This window comes from Priestia sp. ABM2_011 (genome assembly GCF_056158845.1).
The window spans coordinates 1,518,216-1,534,930 of sequence record NZ_JBSWUB010000001.1 but is presented as its reverse complement, the minus strand read 5'-3'; the positions used below and the strand labels follow the sequence as shown (position 1 = coordinate 1,534,930).

Genomic DNA, 16,715 nt, shown 5'->3' with positions numbered 1-16,715 from the left:
TTTTCTTCTAGTGAAGCAGTCTAAGACTAACCAAATACCTATAGTATAAATAAATTACGCTGTACGGAATCCAGTAGGAAAAAAATGTCCAGCCGAGATTCCATCCGTTTCCGTATATAACTCTTTCCATATACATATACGTTCCTTCTAAAAATGTTGTAAACAGCGCTATAAGAAAAATAAAAAAATGAGGCTTTCCGATTCGCTGGATTAAAAAAATCATATAGCTGGCCAATACAGGATAAACACCTAAATTAAAAGGCAGCGCTTCTAATGCTTCATTTTCTAAAGAAGTCCGGAGTTTCCAAAAGCCATAATAGCTCCCTAATTCATTGATAACGATTGCTAAAATGCAAAAAGCAGTTCCTACTAAAGGCAGTAAACGACGATTTCTAGGATGTAAATAGAGGGTGCCAAAAATCCAAGGTAAAACAAACGCCAGCGCTATATTGATAAGCAAGAATATCCGACCTTTTTCTTTCTAGTATGCCACACCGCAGCTTTTTCTAATCATCTCATTATCTTGAACGCAGCAAGTGTAAAAGTATCTTATCTCTGATCGTTAAACCAGAGTGCTTACTTTATGATTACTGTGGTTCGTCCCTTGCTTTTTTAATTTATTTTAATGAAGCAAATTCAGCGTCTTTTTTCTGGTAATAGTTTTGAACTAAACGCCCTGATAAAGCAGCTAATACCTGCTGAAATAACATCCCTAATACGACCGGTACAGCAACGGGAGCTGGAAAATAAGATACGGCTAATACGGCTCCGGCGCTAATATTTCTCATGCCTCCGCAAAACGTAAGCGTCACAACTTTTGCTCGGTCCCATCTTAGCCATTTGCCAATCATCCAGCTGAAGAAATAACCAGCTGAACTCATTAAAAAGACGATCACGATAATAAACAGCAGTTTTTTATCAATATGTTTTAAATAAGGTGCAATCACTCCCCCGTTTACCATAACCATCACACTTAACCCTATTTTCGAAACAGGTGCCAGCTTTGGTCCTAAGGTCTGCTTAATTGTTCCTTTTGTATATTGATTTAAGCACATGCCTAACAAAGATGGAAGGACAATCATAAAACATAAATCTTTGACTAACTTTAGCGCTTCCAAATGTACGGTGTCTCCAACCACCAATAAAAGCGTATAAGGAACGATAAGCGGTGCTAAAAGAGTATCAATTAAAATAATGGATAGTGCAAGAGGAATGCTTCCTTTGTAAATCGAGACCCATATAAAACTAGTCACTCCCGTTGGAATAATTGCTGCTAGCAAAAGACCCGTGCTTGTAAATACATCATGTGGAAAAATCACTTGGCCAACGCTCCAAGCCCATGCTGGCATAAAAATATGTAAAACAAACAGAGCCATAATGATTGGAAATGGACGGTGTATCGTGGCATTTAACTGGTGAAAGTTTGAATTCAAACTTCCGGCAAACGTCATTAATGCAAAAAGCCATGGAATTAAGAAGGTATACTGACTTAATGATGAACCGATAAGAACTCCTATGAGCAAGCTGACCGGCGTAATAAACGGCATCAATTTTTCTAGCATTCTATTTAATTGACTTAACAAAGCTTTCTCCCTCCAACGAACGTTTTAAATAAATAATAAGATAAATTAATGTTTATAATATCACCTATTTATTATACAACTTATTTTCAGACTATTGTCTGTCTCTTTTACTAAAAAGAGATATATTCATAATTATCACTTAAATAGATTTACAGGTATTTTTGTGCTATTTTAATAGGGAAGAAGCTTTTAAAAAGCATGAATTTAGGGTAAAGAACACTCTACATAGGAATGCTTTCAATTGACGGATATAAATGGACTGTAGCACAGTTTTGGTAACTAGGAGGATTGTATGGATTTTTTGAAATCTCTATCATCATTAGATGATTGGAAAAAAATCGTGATTGCGATTGGGATCTTTTTGATCTTTTTAATTCTTCGCAAACTTTTCACGACTTATTTGTTTAAGTTTATTATTGGTTTTGTCAAAAATAAAAAAATCAATTTAATTACGAGCGTTTTAGAAGCTTTTGAAAAGCCGCTGCGCTGGATTTTTGTGATTATTGGTTTCAAGCTTGCTCTTCCCTATCTTCCCTTTGATGTTTTAACAGCCGACACGGAAAGACATTTAGTTCGTTCAGCTTCTGTTGGCCTTGCAGGATGGGGCTTGTATAATTTAGCTGCTTCTACCAATTTATTTTTTGCAACGTTTGCCAAAAATTTTGATATCCAAGTGGATCGAATCATTATTCCTTTTATTGAAAAGTTCATCCGCATCGTTGTTGTTATGCTTTCTATCTCCATCATCGCAGAAGAATGGGGTTTTAACGTAAACGGCTTTGTAGCAGGTCTTGGCTTAGGTGGTCTTGCTTTTGCCCTAGCCGCAAAAGACACCGTTAGTAATTTATTCGGCGGAATCGTAATTATTACTGAAAAGCCTTTTACCATTGGAGATTGGATTAAAACACCAAGTGTTGAAGGCGTTGTAGAAGATATTACGTTTCGAAGCACCAAAGTTCGAACGTTCGCTCAAGCAGTCGTAACGGTTCCAAATGCTACTCTTTCTAATGAACCTATTATTAACTGGGCTAAAATGGGGAAACGTCAAATTGCCTTTCATTTAAACTTGAATTATAATACACCAAAAGAAAAGTTAGAAACCGTAGTGGCAAGAATTAAAAAGATGCTGACTGAGCACGAAGAAATTCACAATGAAACGATTCTTGTAAATTTTGACGGTTTCTATGAATCTAGTTTAAATATCTATCTGTATTTCTTTACAAATACAACCGTTTTTGCTGATTACTTAGATGTAAAAGAAAATATAAACTTCGAAATTATGGACATTCTTGAAGAAGAAGGCGTAGAATTTGCTTTCCCTACACGCACACTCATCGTTGAGCAGGACGGAAAGCTTTCTGGCAATCCAAAAGAATTTCTAGAAAGTGCTCGAAGCTAAAAAAAGCTGACTTAGTAGTCAGCTTTTTTTCCTTTCTTCTTTAGTTTGAAATGAACATTTGAGTCCAGTAATGACCGTAGCTTCCGCCTTTAGCGTAACCTACTCCGATTTCGGTAAATTGACTTGATAGTATGTTTTTACGGTGACCTTCGCTATTCATCCATGCGTTAACCACTTCTTTTGGAGTTGCTTGTCCAGCAGCGATATTTTCACCTGCTGTACTGTATGTAATGCCAAATTTTTTCATCATGTCGAACGGACTTCCATACGTAGGCGATGTATGACTGAAATAATTTTTATCAATCATATCCTGCGATTTATAGCGAGCCACGCGAGCTACTTCCCAATTAGACTTTAAAGGCTTAAGCCCTACTTTAGCACGTTCTTGATTCACTAGCTGAACCACTTGCTCTTCGTATGAACTTCCCGCTTTATCTGTTGGTATGGTAATTTTTTGTCCCGGATAGATCGAATTAGGATTTTTAATAGCAGAATTCGCTTCAATCAGCTCGGAAACGCCCACCTGATATTTTACTGCTATTTTCCACATCGTATCTCCCGATTGAACGGTATGTACGGTTGCTGCTTGCGCAGTGTTATTAAGACCAAAAGCTAGAGTGACAGACAACAATGTTACTAATAAAAGTTTTGATAGAGTTTTCATACTTTTATTAAAGCAAATTGATTTCAAGATTCATAGCGGTAATATTATCCCATAGTTCCATCATATGACTTTGTCATCTTCCCTCCACACTTTCTTTAAAAAAAAGACGCACTGCTCTTTCGCAATGCGCCTTCTTATTATGAAGATAAAGCCTGTGACTGGTTCATGTCCGACACATTAACCGCTTCATCCGTACTTTGATGTACCTGACGTTTTTTAATCACATCAATATATTGAATGTGATGGCCTTCCATTTCCGTAACGGTAAAATCATACTGATCAAAGCTAAGGCTTTCTCCTTGTTTGACGTCATATTTTTCCGTTAAGACCCAGCCTCCAATTGTATCAACATCCGTATCATCAATTGTCGTGCCAAGCAGCTCGTTAAGCTCACTTACTAATAATTTTCCATCTACAATATAATGATCGGGTTTGACTTTCTGAATTAATGGAAGTTCATCCGCATCAAATTCATCACGAATTTCACCGACAATTTCTTCTAAAATATCCTCTACTGTTACAATCCCTGCTGTTCCACCGTATTCATCAATTAAAATAGCCATATGGATGCGTTCACGCTGCATCTTAAGCAATAAATCATGAATAGGAATCGATTCAATTACTTCAATAACAGGACGGATATACTGTTTTAAATCTATTTTTTCCTTGCTGTTGTTCATGACAATCTCGGTTAAAATTTCTTTCATATTGACCATTCCAATAATATGGTCTTTATCTCCATCGATGACCGGATAGCGGGTAAACCGTTCTTCTTGGACCATCTCAAGGATGTATTCGACCGTATCTTCCTGGTCAATTGAAACGACTTCCGTACGCGGCACCATAATCTCCTTGGCAACGCGATCATCAAAGTCAAAAATTTTACTTACATATTTAAACTCCGATTGATTGATTTCACCGCTTTTATAGCTTTCTGATAACAAGATGCGAAGCTCTTCTTCACTGTGTGCAAGCTCATTTTCTGAAGCAGGCTTTAGACCAAATAACCCTGTTATTAAACGAGAAGAACTGTTTAATAGCCAAATGAAAGGATAGGTTACTTTATAAAAGAGTATAAGCGGACGAACAAATAATAAAGTGACTTTCTCTGCTTTTTGAATTGCAAATGTTTTCGGAGCAAGCTCTCCGACCACAACATTTATAAATGTAACAACCGCAAAAGAAATCGCAACAGATAGTACTTTTGTTAACGCTCCGCTTATCCCTAGTTGATCAAGTAATGGTGACAGGAGATGCGAAAGCGTAGGCTCTCCTAACCAACCAATTCCCAGCGCAGTAATCGTAATACCAAGCTGGCACGCAGATAAGTATTCATCTAAATTTGAAATAACTTGCTTCGCAGCTTTTGCATTGCTGCTCCCTTCTGCTATAAGCTGATCCACTTTGGAACTCCTCACGCGAATAATCGCAAACTCGGTAGCAACGAAAAAAGCAGTTAATGCAATCAGTACCGCTAGTAAAATCAAGTTAAATATGTCCAATCAAGTTCCTTAGCTCGTTTAAAAACGAGTAAGGACTCACCTCCTAAAAAATAAAAAATTTGGATAAAGAACTCTATCCCTGTACTGATCACTTGGAAAAGTGCATATAAGGAGGAATCACATGATAAATGTATAAACATTTTTATATGGAGCAAAACTGCCAGCCTTTCTTCCTTATCTCACGTTTCACTCGTTAATGTAGCAGGTCATTCTTTATTCTGCTGTTCTAGATGTGAAGCAATGGCTCACATCGCTTCATTTCATGATGTTGCTTCAGCGCTGATTCTCTCTTCCAATTCATTTATAAAAAATTTAGTAGTTTCCAATCTTTATAAAGTTAAAGTCTGTTAACGCCTTAAAAGAGCGATTATGTGATAAAGAGCGATATGCGTGAAGCAAATGTAGGTTTGTATAATACTGTATTGTACGCTTTGACACTGGTGCATATAATGCTACTTCGCCAACGTGGTACACTGCCCCATCCAATCACCTCTATTTCCGTATATCTAAAAAGATTCAGGAATAATTATCCTATTTCTTTTTAAACTTATTGACTTTATTTTAAATGTTAAAAACTTTGCAGTCAAACGTTTTAGTTAGTCTCCTGCCCTTGCTATTTACTGGTGCGGCGATTTTTAGCAGGCAAATAAAAGCTTGCTGCTACACAAAAAAAACCAAGGACAAAACAGATAATGGGGAGTTTCATACCTATCGCTTCAGCATAATAAGTGAGACTCCTTCCGTGAATAGGGACAAGATTCATTTCAAAAATCAAAGTCAAAACAGCTGTCACTTTGAGTGCAATACCAACAATGAAAAGACAAACTCTCAGGCCTCCACTCATATGCAAAAACATCCCTTCTATCCATTAGCGAATGGATGATGTACTACACCATATGATACATCCCTACACTTTATCACTAAATGCTAAAAAAGCGCTATGTCCATGCATAGACGCTTATAAATTTGCAACCACTTGTCCAATGGAATCATAGATAACCAAATCAAACAAATAATCGTAATGCGTAGGTTCTTTATTAATGATCACCATATTTGTACGATTGTACCGGCTCACAAGCAGCGGAATCTGATTAATCGGTGCTACTTCAAGCGATGAACCAAGCACGATGAATAAATCAGATGACAGCGCTGCTGTAACTGCTTCATCGAACTGATGAATGGCATCTCCAAAGAGAACAACATTTGGCTTTAAAAGGCGCTCACACGCTGTACATTGTGGAAGAGCTGACTGATTTAAATACGCTAAGTCATACTCTTTTTTACACCTCGGACAATGAGCTCTCTTAATGGACCCATGAATTTCAAAAACGTTCGTGCTTCCTGCATCTTGGTGCAGCCCATCGATATTTTGCGTAATCACATGCACGGTTTTGGCGTCTTCTAGTTCAGCAATAAAGCGATGGCCCGTATTTGCTTTATACTGATGCAGCATTTTAATATGAAAAATTTCTTTAAACAGCGGCCAAAATTCATGAGGATACTGTTCATAGAAGTCAGCAGCTACTATGTCCACAAAGCTTTTGTTTTGGCGATATAAGCCATTTTGAGAGCGAAAGTCAGGTATGCCCGACTCTGTGCTCATTCCTGCTCCCGTAAAAAAACAAATGTGTTTAGCATCATCAATGAGCTGTTTTAATTCTTTGTACTGGTTTGACATTGCATTTCTCTCCTATTTAACAATTAGCACAGGAATTGTTACTTGCTGTGCTATCTTAGAACTAACGCTTCCAAGCAGCATGCCTTTTACAGGATTTAACCCTCTGCTTCCTATTACTACAAGGTCAAATGAATTTTGATTAGCAAATTGAATCACTGTTTTAGCCGCGTCTCCGTGCATAAAGGTAATCTCATACTCCACGTTTCCTTGCTTTAAAATTTCATCCGTTGTATGTATCCGACTTTCCCGTTCCTCGTCGCGGCTAAGTGATTTTAATCTTGAATCACCTTCTACTGCATAAATAACTTGAATAAAACTGTTTTCCGTAAGCTGAGCCAGCTGAACGGCTTTTTCTGTTGCTTTAGCTGCATGCTCTGAGCCATCTGAGGCAAGTAAAATTCGTTTAAACATCACGCTTCCTCTCCTCTTTTATAAAATGGTCTTCTCTCTTTACTATATCACTCGCTGTTCAAATGTAATCATTTTTTTGATTATTTCTATAATTTTTAAAATTATTTGTCTACTTTTATGATAAACTGAAAGAAAACGTGTACAGAGGGGATGAACCAATGTTTGGTTTTGAATTAATTTGCACTTTTTGCAAAGGGCTCGGAAAGCTAGCTGTTATTCCTGGTATCGGTTACATGAAAACATGCAAACACTGTGAAGGGACAGGCATGCAATCAAAAAAAGACGAAACTCCTTCTATATAAGAAGCTTCGCCTCAGAAACACTGGGATTAAATTGAAAGTTCTTTAGATAAACGGTACATATCAGCATTGATATGGTGAGGTTCACCTAAAATTTCCATAATATCATAATCTACAATTTCATTTTTACGGATACCGATTGCACGGCCGCCCTTACCTTCTAGTAGAAGTTCGACTGCGCGACCGCCGAAACGGCTTCCTAGCACACGATCTTGAGCAGTTGGAGAACCACCGCGCTGAATGTGTCCTAATACTGTTACACGCGTTTCAATACCTGCAGCTTCATGAAGCTGCTTCGCTACTTCATTACCATTAGCTACACCTTCAGCTACTACGATAATGCTGTGCTTTTTACCGCGCTCTTGTCCTTTTCTCAAACGATCAACCATTTCTTGGAACTCATCTTTTGCTTCTGGGATAAGGATTGTTTCCGCACCGCCAGCAAGACCTGACCAAAGAGCAATGTCTCCTGCATTACGACCCATAACTTCAATAATAAACGTACGCTCATGAGAAGTCGCCGTATCACGGATTTTATCAATTGCATCGATAACCGTATGAAGAGCCGTATCAAATCCTAGTGTAAAATCTGTTCCTGGAATGTCGTTATCAATTGTTCCTGGAATACCGATACAAGGGAAACCAAGCTCTGTTAGTTTTACAGCTCCCATATATGACCCGTCTCCACCGATAACTACTAAGCCTTCAATACCGTGCTTCTTAAGGTTTTCAATACCTTTTAAACGCCCTTCTTCTGTTTTGAATTCTGGACATCTTGCAGAATAAAGCATCGTTCCGCCGCGTTGAATGATGTCACCAACATCTCCAACTTCTAGCTTTTTAATATTTCCTTCTATTAATCCTTGATATCCTTGGAAGATACCATAAACTTCCATACCTTCATGAATTGCTTTACGCACAACAGCACGAACCGCAGGATTCATACCTGGAGAATCTCCGCCGCTTGTTAATACACCTATTCTTTTCATTACTTTCACCTCATCAAAGTCACATACGTGACTACTATATTATAGTTCTACATTTTACCCGAGTTCGAACTTTTTGTGTAGTAATTCACAACATATTTCTTTGTTAAATTTTAAATGTACATACTTTTTCATATCTTTTAGTTATTTACCGTCAAATATTCAAAGTTTTTCTAGTAAAATTACACGCCTAAAGAACCCTTTTAAACACAGCTTTTATACGACTATATTCACCGTTATATTTCATTTTTTTCATATATGTAATGAAATTGTAACGTAGAACACTGTCGAAAGATGATATGATGAATTTACTCAAATCAGGAAAAATTTTCAGGGGGTACTAGTTTTATGAAAAAAGTAATAGCAGCTCTCACGCTTGCTGGCGTTATTGTTTCTACTAGCCCGATTGTCAGCCAAGCGGCTCTAGGCGACCAAACGCTGCGCCAAGGCATAAATCACCAAGATGTTAAACAACTACAACAAACGTTGAAAAATAAAGGTTATTTTAAAGGGAATACGACTACATACTTTGGGACTGTTACAACTTCTGCTGTAAAATCATTTCAGCGCAAAAATGGACTAGCAGCAGATGGTATTGTCGGAAAAGGAACGTACGCTAAACTAGGCGTTTCAGCAAAGGGCAAATCGCCTTCTAGCTCAGCGCGCTATAACCCTAACGCAGTGATTAACAAAGGAAAACAGTACATGGGCGTTCGCTATCGCTGGGGCGGAACAACGCCAAGCGGCTTTGACTGCAGCGGTTTTATTGGCTATGCGTTCAAACATGGCGGCGGGGTTCAGCTTCCTCGAACAGTAGCTCAGATTTATCAAAAAGGAACGCGCGTCTCAAGTCCAAAAGCTGGAGATATTGTGTTCTTCCAAACCTATACAAAAGGGCCTTCCCATGCAGGAATTTATTTAGGAAACAACCAGTTTCTTCACTGTTCTTCATCTAAAGGTGTGAGCATCTCTTCTCTAAAAGAGAGCTATTGGAGCAAACGCTATTTAGGTGCTAAAAGAATGTAGTTTCGATAAAAAGGGCAAGCTGTGCGATTTTGATGCGGCTTGCTCTTTTTCTGCATGTAAAAGATTTGGTATAGTAGAAGCAGCGCATTGCAAAACCAAGCGTGTAGATGAATACTGTAAAGGAAGTTGAATAAATGCACACCCTTTTAATTGACATGGATTCTGTCATTTGTGATCTTATGACGGATTGGCATAACCAATATAACAAAGATTATTGCGACAGCTTATCGGTTGAAAAGTTAAAATGCTGGGAATCAGAAAAGTATGTAAAGCCGGAATGCGGCACAAAGATTTATGACTACCTCAATCAGCCGGGGCTTTTTTTACATTTACAACCTCTGCCTCATGCTGTTGAGGTTCTTAAACGACTTTATGAAAGGTTTTCCATTTTAATTGTCACAAGCAGCCGTACCTATGCTTATACAGAAAAAGAGCAGTGGGTTGAAAAACACCTTCCGTTTATCGGAAAGTACAATATCGTGTTTACACACCAAAAAGATAAAATATACGGAGACTTGCTATTTGATGATGCACCTCATAATTTGAAAGCTTTTCAAGCTACAGGTCGCCATGCTGTTGCCATGAGCTACCCGTATAACGAAGAAGTAAATGTCCCTCACGTGGACGATTGGCTTCAGTTTGAACAGTACGTAAATACTTATTTTAACGAATGTTAATCAAAAAAACACGTAGACTTTGTCATCAGAGAATGAATACAGTGCGTTTGTGAGCACAGCTATAAGCATAAAAAAACCGCCTTTTGGGCGGTTTCTGACGGATAGCCCCCTAAGGGTTATCCGCTTTTTATTTAAAAAAGATATCGTTTTTTAGTACTTATCAGCTGATGAAAAAAAGTCCATAATGGCATGGATAATTTCAACGGACTGAAAAGAAAACAATGATATGGCTGTTAATGAAAAGAAACCAATCATGGCCATACGTACAAGTAACATAGACTAATCGCCTCCCTGTTTTGAACTAAATGAACGCACCCAAAACAATTCGCTATCTGTCTTTGTTTGTACGACGTTTTCGCCAAGCAAAGGCAGCTCATTCACTGCGTGTAACAATGACAATGAATCTTCATCTTTCTCTTAAAGACTAAGCGTATAGTTAGTATATCAAATGAAACTTTTTCTTCAAGGCTATACTAGCGGTAAAAAAGGAAATAGTATGAAACGATGCGTTTTATCTTTATTTCATACAATTCAGTACCCTAATATTTATTATATTAAACCTTTTAGAAAAATTGCTACTATTATATCTTTTTTATAAAAAAGATATTAAGACCTAACTAAATTATTCCAAAAAGACGAACAAACGAGATAAATAATCTCAACTGCTTGCTACGTTGCTGTTGATTTCCTTATAAGACTTCGCTTTCCCCAGGCGGCTGATGAGCCTCCTCGTCTACATACATAAAATCTACGTTCACTATATCAATGAAAAAATCCGAATGCGTTGGATTCTCCAGCAAGAATCAAACGCGTTCGGATTTCCTTCAACTAAAATAATTTTGCCCCAGATTCTTCACATTATCGACACGTACTGTAATACTCATTAACAATGTCTAAAATAGTTGGGTATTCTTCCACCCATGTAAAGTTTGTTTTTTCGTTTTCTTTTTTTACTGTTTCTTGTTCTGCACCAATCTTTTCCATTGTTCAATCTCTCCCTTTAACTGTTATATAACATTTATATTAACTAAACTTTGTTTTATAACAACTTTAAAAAGAAAGTTGGACAATGAGTATGAAAAAAAGTTATTGCAGGGATAAAATTTTCACATAATACGTACGGTTCCTTGGTCCATCAAACTCACAAAAATAAATTCCTTGCCACGTTCCTAGCAGCAGCTGCCCATCGTGAATGATTATATGCTGAGAGGAGCCGACCGTGCTCGCTTTGAGATGCGCCGCCGTATTTCCTTCCATATGAAGATCTAACTGATGTTCCCAAGGATATACTTCATCGAAGCGTCGGATCATATCCGTTTTTACATCCGGATCCGCATTTTCATTAATTGTTATACCAGCGGTTGTATGAGGACAGTAAACAACTACAGCCCCTTCTTTTAATCCTTCTGTTCTTATTACTGCTTGTACCTGACTCGTAACGTCGATCATTTCGTCACGCTTATTCGTTTTTAAAGTAAATGAATGTAGCATACCATCACCTCTTTTCTTTACCATAACATATCTTTTCTATTCTTCCACATTTTTCGTATAACTCGTTTTTACATCGCAAACACTAAGCTCATTAACACAACAGGCGGTGAGTTTATTTATGCTCGATTCAAAATTTCAGCCCAATGCAGACTACACCGTTCAAACGTTTCTAGATTTGGTGGGTCAAAATACAGATGTTGGTTCCAAAAAATTATGGCTGTCCCCCACAAAATATATATGTATTATTTACCTCCAAGGATTAGTAGACGGAGAAAAGCTTGATAATCTTACTCAGCATGTTGTTGAGACAAAAGCAAAAAGTGAAACGCAAACACTCGATGACATCGATTCATTTATTTCTGTCATTAAAGACAAAGAAGTTTATACATACAAGCAAGCAATCTCGTGTTTTTTTAAAGGTCAGCCCTTGCTGTTTATTAGCGAAAGCACCACGGCATACTCATTGAATATGTCTATGACCAAACAGCGCTCTTTAAGTGAACCTACCACAGAAAAAGTAGTGCGTGGCCCTAAAATTGCGCTTATCGAAAACTTAGATGAAAACCTTGGTCTTTTAAGGCAGCGTTCTACCGAAGAAGAAATGGTTATTGAAGACATTTACATTGGAAATGCAAAGGAACATCGAACAAGTATCGTTTTTCATAATAAACACTGTCAAACTCACATCGTGAATCAAGTCCGAGAGAAATTATTAGATATTCCTTTAGATAACATTCAAGACTCAGGAATGATTGAAGAATTTTTAGAAGAAGCACCCTACTCACCGTTCCCTCAAGTACAAAACACAGAAAGACCAGATCGCGTTCTCGCTGCGGTGAATGAAGGGCGAGTAGCCATTTTAGTAGATGGCTCTCCTTTTGCTCTTTTAGTACCTACAACTTTCGATATGATTATGAAATCACCCGATGATTATTACGAAAGATGGATAGCGGGTTCGTTGCTGAGATTACTAAGGTACTTGTCTATTTTTATTACCCTATTCTTTTCAGCTATTTATATTTCACTCGTTTCGTTTAACCAAGGTCTGCTTCCGACGGAGCTGGCTATTACTATTGCAGCCACACGAGAAAACGTTCCTTTTTCTCCTTTTATCGAAGCAGTGGTCATGGAAGTGACGCTTGAATTGTTGCGCGAAGCCGGGCTGCGTCTCCCTACTCCTGTTGGACAAACAGTTGGACTTGTAGGAGGGGTTGTGATTGGTCAAGCAGCGGTAGAAGCACATATCGTTAGTTCTGTGATGATTATTGTTGTATCTGTGTCGGCAATCGCGTCCTTTACCGTTCCTCAGTACGGAATTGGCCTTTCGTTTCGAATTTTGCGTTTCGTATCTATGATGATTGCAGCAATCTTTGGATTATACGGAGTTACCATGTTTTTCCTTGTTCTTGTCATTCATCTAACTAAGCTCGAAAGTTTTGGTATAGCCTACTTTAAACCGTTTTTTGCGTTAAATAAAAAAGCATGGAAAGACTCTTATGTTCGTCTTCCAAACAAAAGCCTAAAACAGTCTAAAAATAAATCAAAACAAAACTAACAAAAGGAGGACCATATGCAACAATCACAATCAAGCAAGCTTCTTTCAGATTTTTACGCCATTTCAATTATTTCTTCAACTATGCTTGGCGTCGGTTTATTAACACTGCCAAGCAGTATTACAAACCAGACAAATAATGCAGACGGATGGATTGTACTGATTATGGACGGCCTTTTGTTTATTGGAATTGTTCTTTTTTTAGTCTGGATGGTTAAGTATTTTACAATCAGCTGTATGTTTGATTTTACACAGGAAGTAACCGGCAAGATAATTGGAAATATCTTCAACTTTGCTATGGTCGTTTATTTTACATCTGTAGCAAGCTTTGAAGTAAGAGCTATGGCAGAAATGATTCATTTTTATTTACTGGAAACGATGCCCATTGAATTAATTATTCTTTCGTTTATTTTGACAGGCGTTTATTTAATCACGGGAGGTATTGATTCTATTGGAAAAGTAATGGCACTATGTTTTCCTGTAACGGTCATCATTCTTCTTACCTTATACGCTCTTAGCATCGGTATGGTGGATTTAAAAAACTTGCAGCCTGTATTAGCTGACGGATTCAGCCCGCTTCTTGCTGCCTTTACAACCGTCTCTGTTTCTTTTTTAGGGATTGAAACCATTGTATTTCTTCCGAAGCATATGAAAAATAAAAATCACTTACGAAAAGTTTCGATCATCGGATTTTCTATTCCTTTACTTTTATATATTATCACTTACGTATTAGTTGTAGGCGCTTTATCCGTTCCGGAAGTAAAAACAACCGTTTGGCCTACGATTGAATTTGTTCAGACGCATGAAGTAAAAGGAATTTTCTTTGAGAGGCTTGAATTATTTTTACTTATTGTCTGGCTTCTTCAGTTTTTTTTAACCTTTGTAATGTATTTCTTTTTGGCTGTTTCAGGATTTAAAAAGATTTTCAAAAACCGGTCAACTACCAATATTATCTTTCTTGTGCCCATTTTATTTATGAGCTCGTTAGCCCCCAAAACAGCAAGCGACGTGTCCCATTTTTCAACGGTATTAGGCTGGGCATTTTTAGTGACATTTTTAGTTATCCCTCTTTTTTTCAGCACGTTAATGAAAATAAAAAAGGTTGTGTTCAAATGACGAAAAAATGTCTTCCTGTCATGATGACCGTTTTTTTATTATGCGGCTGTATGAGCCATCGGAATATTGAACAACTTGCTCTTGTTATAGGAGTGGCAATGGATATTACACCAAAAATCGAACCAAAAACAGGAAAAAATCAGCTTGTGCTGACTCATCAAACGTTGACCGAAACGGAATCCGGAAATATGTCTTCTTCCATTCCATACAAGAACATTACAACAGCTGGTCCTACCATTCATGAAATCACGCGAAATATTTCGCTGAAATCTGACCCTATATACAGCCAGCATCAGCGAGCGCTTTTAATAGGAGAAAAAGCAAGCAAGACGATCCCTCTGGATGCGCTTATCAATCAGTTTGTCCGTGATAATGAAATACGGCGCAGCAGCCTTGCGTTTGTTACAAAAGGCGATGCTAAAAACGTTTTAACGATTCAAGGAATGTCTGTGCCTCCAGTCAACTTAATTTACGAGCTTGTTTACAATAAATTCAAAACGAATAAAATTCTAAATCCCTTAACCATGGGAGAGCTATCGGCTAAGTTAAAAACCGATCAAAGCTTTTTAATACAGCGGCTTTCTAAAATAAAAAACAGCGTTGAACTAGACGGTGCGGCGATCATCAAAGATAAAAAAGCAAAATTCATCTTAACTCAGCACCAAGTAGAGGCTTTAACGTGGTTAACGGGGAATATTAAAGGCGGAATTATTTACGGCAAACACGGTCCATATCCCTTTTCCTATGAAATTGGAGATGTTCAGCAAGATGTGAAGGCCCGCATTGATTCAAATCACTCCGTTCATTTTGACATCAACGTCCAAACAAGAGGCAGACTATCAGAAGATTGGGAGACTTCAAAACAGTCTCTTGCCGCCTCTAATGTAAAAAAGATCGAAAAAAAAATAGAAAAAATCATTCGAAAAGACGCGAAAAAAACACTCGGCTTACTGCAAAATAACTACAAAGCTGATGTGATTGACCTGCATGATTACGTACGAATTCATTATCCTCATTTTTGGAAAAAACATCAGCATGAATGGGATGAAATATTTAGCCAGTCGACCATCGACTATCATGTCGATGTTCAAATTAAAGATTTTGGGACACAGGGCAGAGATTAGTCTTATTACTCAACGCCAGCTTCAGTCAGCTCTTTTTTCTTTAGTTCCATAATCGTGAACTTATCGGTATAGTTTTTGCTGACGAACAGCTGGCGTTCATCATCGTTATTAAAATAAAACTTTTTATCGTCTTGATATTGAAAATTCACTTTTTTCTTTTTCATTTGTTTAATAAACGTTAAATAGTCATTTGAATGAATGAGATACCTCTTAGGCTTATCAGATATTTGAACAACATCTTCACCTGAAGACTTTAATTTTACAATACTCCATGCAATGGGAAGAGGATTACCTTCTTGAAAGATCGTTTTGTGAAAAATAAGCACAAAGAAAGCAGCTGTAACAATTGAAATAAGAACAAGCTGTTTTTTCACCGTCTATCACCCTTTCTTCACGTCGTTACTACGTTAAGTAATACGACAGGCGTATGAAAAAACCTGTTCATCCGCAAAGGTTGTGTAAAGAAATAATGCAAAATCAACAAAATATAACAGTTTGGTTACCTTTTGATTAAATAACATTACTTCTTTACAAATTTAGCTAATCACGTGATAGACTAAATTCAACATATTAAGTCAGGACTAAACTAAATGAGGTGTTGCGTATGACCACAATGCGGCTTCAATCATACTTAACAACAATGTTTCCAAATGTTCAAATGAAAAGACCTCTTTTTTATAACGCGCCCGCGGGTATTCGCTTTACGCTTACCAATCAAAAAGGCGTATGGGAACGAGAATACATGAAAAATGTGTACGCACGCGCTTACGAAATTTTTGAGACACTCCATGAAAAAAATGATGAGCTGCTGCTTGTTTTCAAAGCGAATGCTGCACAGGATGATTTACTTTTAAAAAAGAAAAAAGAAACAGCTATTAAAAAATTCATCCGCTCTCGCCTGAAGAAACAAGAAGTTCAATCCGTAGCATTATTAAATAACGCTGAGTATATTATTGCTTGTAAAACAAATGATGTGAAAGAAAAGCTTCTTTTACAATCAATTGCCAACCGTGATCTTCATATTCATCCGGCTATTGAAGAAGAGTGTTACATTGTGAATTTGAATAAAGAAACCATCTTCCACCTATACGATGAGCGCGGACTGGACATTGTATCGAACAATCAGTCTTCTCTTCAACTTCTTCAGCAAAAGTTTCACGACTGGATTCTAGATATTGATGCAGCTTGTTCAAAAAAAGTACAGTAA

General features: G+C 37.4%; 20 protein-coding genes. 8 read left to right on the top strand and 12 right to left on the bottom strand.

The features are described 5' to 3' along the window. Nucleotides 1-7 precede the first annotated feature (7 nt). A complete protein-coding gene (locus ACXAE4_RS08050) occupies nt 8-460 on the bottom strand; it encodes a CBO0543 family protein (RefSeq protein ID WP_028415082.1) in 453 nt (150 codons plus the stop codon). Nucleotides 461-617: 157 nt separating this feature from the next. Further along, nucleotides 618-1,583: a bile acid:sodium symporter family protein gene (locus ACXAE4_RS08045; RefSeq protein WP_048019912.1), complete on the bottom strand. Its 966-nt coding sequence runs from the start codon at nt 1,581-1,583 to the stop codon at nt 618-620. A 292-nt stretch (nt 1,584-1,875) separates the two neighbouring features. Here ACXAE4_RS08045 and ACXAE4_RS08040 point away from each other — a divergent pair, with 292 nt between their 5' ends. Next, complete coding sequence (locus tag ACXAE4_RS08040; RefSeq protein ID WP_025750169.1) at nt 1,876-2,982, top strand: mechanosensitive ion channel family protein; 1,107 nt, start codon at nt 1,876-1,878, stop codon at nt 2,980-2,982. Nucleotides 2,983-3,022: 40 nt separating this feature from the next. Here the strand turns inward: ACXAE4_RS08040 and safA are convergent, their stop codons facing one another. From safA to ACXAE4_RS08015, 5 genes are all read right to left on the bottom strand, one after another. After that, nucleotides 3,023-3,646: a SafA/ExsA family spore coat assembly protein gene (safA, locus tag ACXAE4_RS08035; RefSeq protein ID WP_074677042.1), complete on the bottom strand. Its 624-nt coding sequence runs from the start codon at nt 3,644-3,646 to the stop codon at nt 3,023-3,025. A gap of 137 nt (nt 3,647-3,783) precedes the next feature. Further along, entirely contained in the window at nt 3,784-5,148 is a 1,365-nt protein-coding gene (locus tag ACXAE4_RS08030) for a hemolysin family protein (protein ID WP_289578326.1), read from the bottom strand. Between the two features lie 613 nt (nt 5,149-5,761). After that, entirely contained in the window at nt 5,762-5,992 is a 231-nt protein-coding gene (locus ACXAE4_RS08025) for a YuzI family membrane protein (RefSeq protein ID WP_016765278.1), read from the bottom strand. Nucleotides 5,993-6,106: 114 nt separating this feature from the next. Continuing rightward, nucleotides 6,107-6,826 carry an NAD-dependent protein deacylase gene (locus ACXAE4_RS08020; protein ID WP_098626901.1) on the bottom strand — a complete coding sequence of 240 codons (720 nt, stop codon included), beginning with the start codon at nt 6,824-6,826 and terminating at the stop codon, nt 6,107-6,109. A gap of 12 nt (nt 6,827-6,838) precedes the next feature. Then, nucleotides 6,839-7,237 carry a universal stress protein gene (locus tag ACXAE4_RS08015; RefSeq protein ID WP_013058676.1) on the bottom strand — a complete coding sequence of 133 codons (399 nt, stop codon included), beginning with the start codon at nt 7,235-7,237 and terminating at the stop codon, nt 6,839-6,841. Between the two features lie 158 nt (nt 7,238-7,395). Here ACXAE4_RS08015 and ACXAE4_RS08010 point away from each other — a divergent pair, with 158 nt between their 5' ends. Further along, nucleotides 7,396-7,539, top strand: a complete 144-nt coding sequence (locus ACXAE4_RS08010) for a hypothetical protein (protein ID WP_013058677.1) — start codon at nt 7,396-7,398, stop codon at nt 7,537-7,539. Between the two features lie 26 nt (nt 7,540-7,565). Here the strand turns inward: ACXAE4_RS08010 and pfkA are convergent, their stop codons facing one another. Beyond that, complete coding sequence (gene pfkA / locus ACXAE4_RS08005) at nt 7,566-8,525, bottom strand: 6-phosphofructokinase (protein WP_028415086.1); 960 nt, start codon at nt 8,523-8,525, stop codon at nt 7,566-7,568. 345 nt (nt 8,526-8,870) lie between these two features. On the opposite strand from pfkA, the gene ACXAE4_RS08000 reads away from it, so the two are divergent. Together ACXAE4_RS08000 and ACXAE4_RS07995 are read left to right on the top strand one after the other, a co-directional pair. Further along, nucleotides 8,871-9,548: a C40 family peptidase gene (locus ACXAE4_RS08000; RefSeq protein ID WP_155010509.1), complete on the top strand. Its 678-nt coding sequence runs from the start codon at nt 8,871-8,873 to the stop codon at nt 9,546-9,548. A gap of 134 nt (nt 9,549-9,682) precedes the next feature. Continuing rightward, on the top strand, nt 9,683-10,225 hold the full coding sequence (locus tag ACXAE4_RS07995) for a 5' nucleotidase, NT5C type (RefSeq protein ID WP_475235809.1): 543 nt from the start codon (nt 9,683-9,685) through the stop codon (nt 10,223-10,225). 150 nt (nt 10,226-10,375) lie between these two features. On the opposite strand, the gene ACXAE4_RS07990 is transcribed toward ACXAE4_RS07995, so the two are convergent. The 3 genes from ACXAE4_RS07990 to ACXAE4_RS07980 form a co-directional block, all read right to left on the bottom strand. Further along, on the bottom strand, nt 10,376-10,501 hold the full coding sequence (locus tag ACXAE4_RS07990) for a hypothetical protein (protein ID WP_013058681.1): 126 nt from the start codon (nt 10,499-10,501) through the stop codon (nt 10,376-10,378). A 582-nt stretch (nt 10,502-11,083) separates the two neighbouring features. Then, the gene (locus tag ACXAE4_RS07985) at nt 11,084-11,209 is read right to left on the bottom strand and encodes a hypothetical protein (protein ID WP_016765283.1); all 126 of its coding nucleotides are present in this window, start codon (nt 11,207-11,209) and stop codon (nt 11,084-11,086) included. Nucleotides 11,210-11,311: 102 nt separating this feature from the next. Then, complete coding sequence (locus ACXAE4_RS07980) at nt 11,312-11,716, bottom strand: secondary thiamine-phosphate synthase enzyme YjbQ (protein ID WP_098249144.1); 405 nt, start codon at nt 11,714-11,716, stop codon at nt 11,312-11,314. A 118-nt stretch (nt 11,717-11,834) separates the two neighbouring features. Here ACXAE4_RS07980 and ACXAE4_RS07975 point away from each other — a divergent pair, with 118 nt between their 5' ends. The 3 genes from ACXAE4_RS07975 to ACXAE4_RS07965 are packed head-to-tail and all read left to right on the top strand — an operon-like array spanning nt 11,835 to nt 15,508. Next, nucleotides 11,835-13,271, top strand: coding sequence for a spore germination protein (locus ACXAE4_RS07975; RefSeq protein ID WP_289578329.1), 1,437 nt, complete (start codon nt 11,835-11,837; stop codon nt 13,269-13,271). Nucleotides 13,272-13,286: 15 nt separating this feature from the next. After that, entirely contained in the window at nt 13,287-14,384 is a 1,098-nt protein-coding gene (locus ACXAE4_RS07970; RefSeq protein WP_098113576.1) for a GerAB/ArcD/ProY family transporter, read from the top strand. Beyond that, complete coding sequence (locus tag ACXAE4_RS07965; RefSeq protein ID WP_289578331.1) at nt 14,381-15,508, top strand: Ger(x)C family spore germination protein; 1,128 nt, start codon at nt 14,381-14,383, stop codon at nt 15,506-15,508. The genes ACXAE4_RS07970 and ACXAE4_RS07965 overlap by 4 nt, the downstream gene beginning before the upstream one ends. A gap of 5 nt (nt 15,509-15,513) precedes the next feature. Here ACXAE4_RS07965 and ACXAE4_RS07960 read toward each other — a convergent pair whose 3' ends face one another. Next, entirely contained in the window at nt 15,514-15,882 is a 369-nt protein-coding gene (locus ACXAE4_RS07960) for a hypothetical protein (protein WP_033579870.1), read from the bottom strand. A 230-nt stretch (nt 15,883-16,112) separates the two neighbouring features. On the opposite strand from ACXAE4_RS07960, the gene ACXAE4_RS07955 reads away from it, so the two are divergent. After that, nucleotides 16,113-16,715 carry a DUF3885 domain-containing protein gene (locus ACXAE4_RS07955; RefSeq protein WP_013058688.1) on the top strand — a complete coding sequence of 201 codons (603 nt, stop codon included), beginning with the start codon at nt 16,113-16,115 and terminating at the stop codon, nt 16,713-16,715.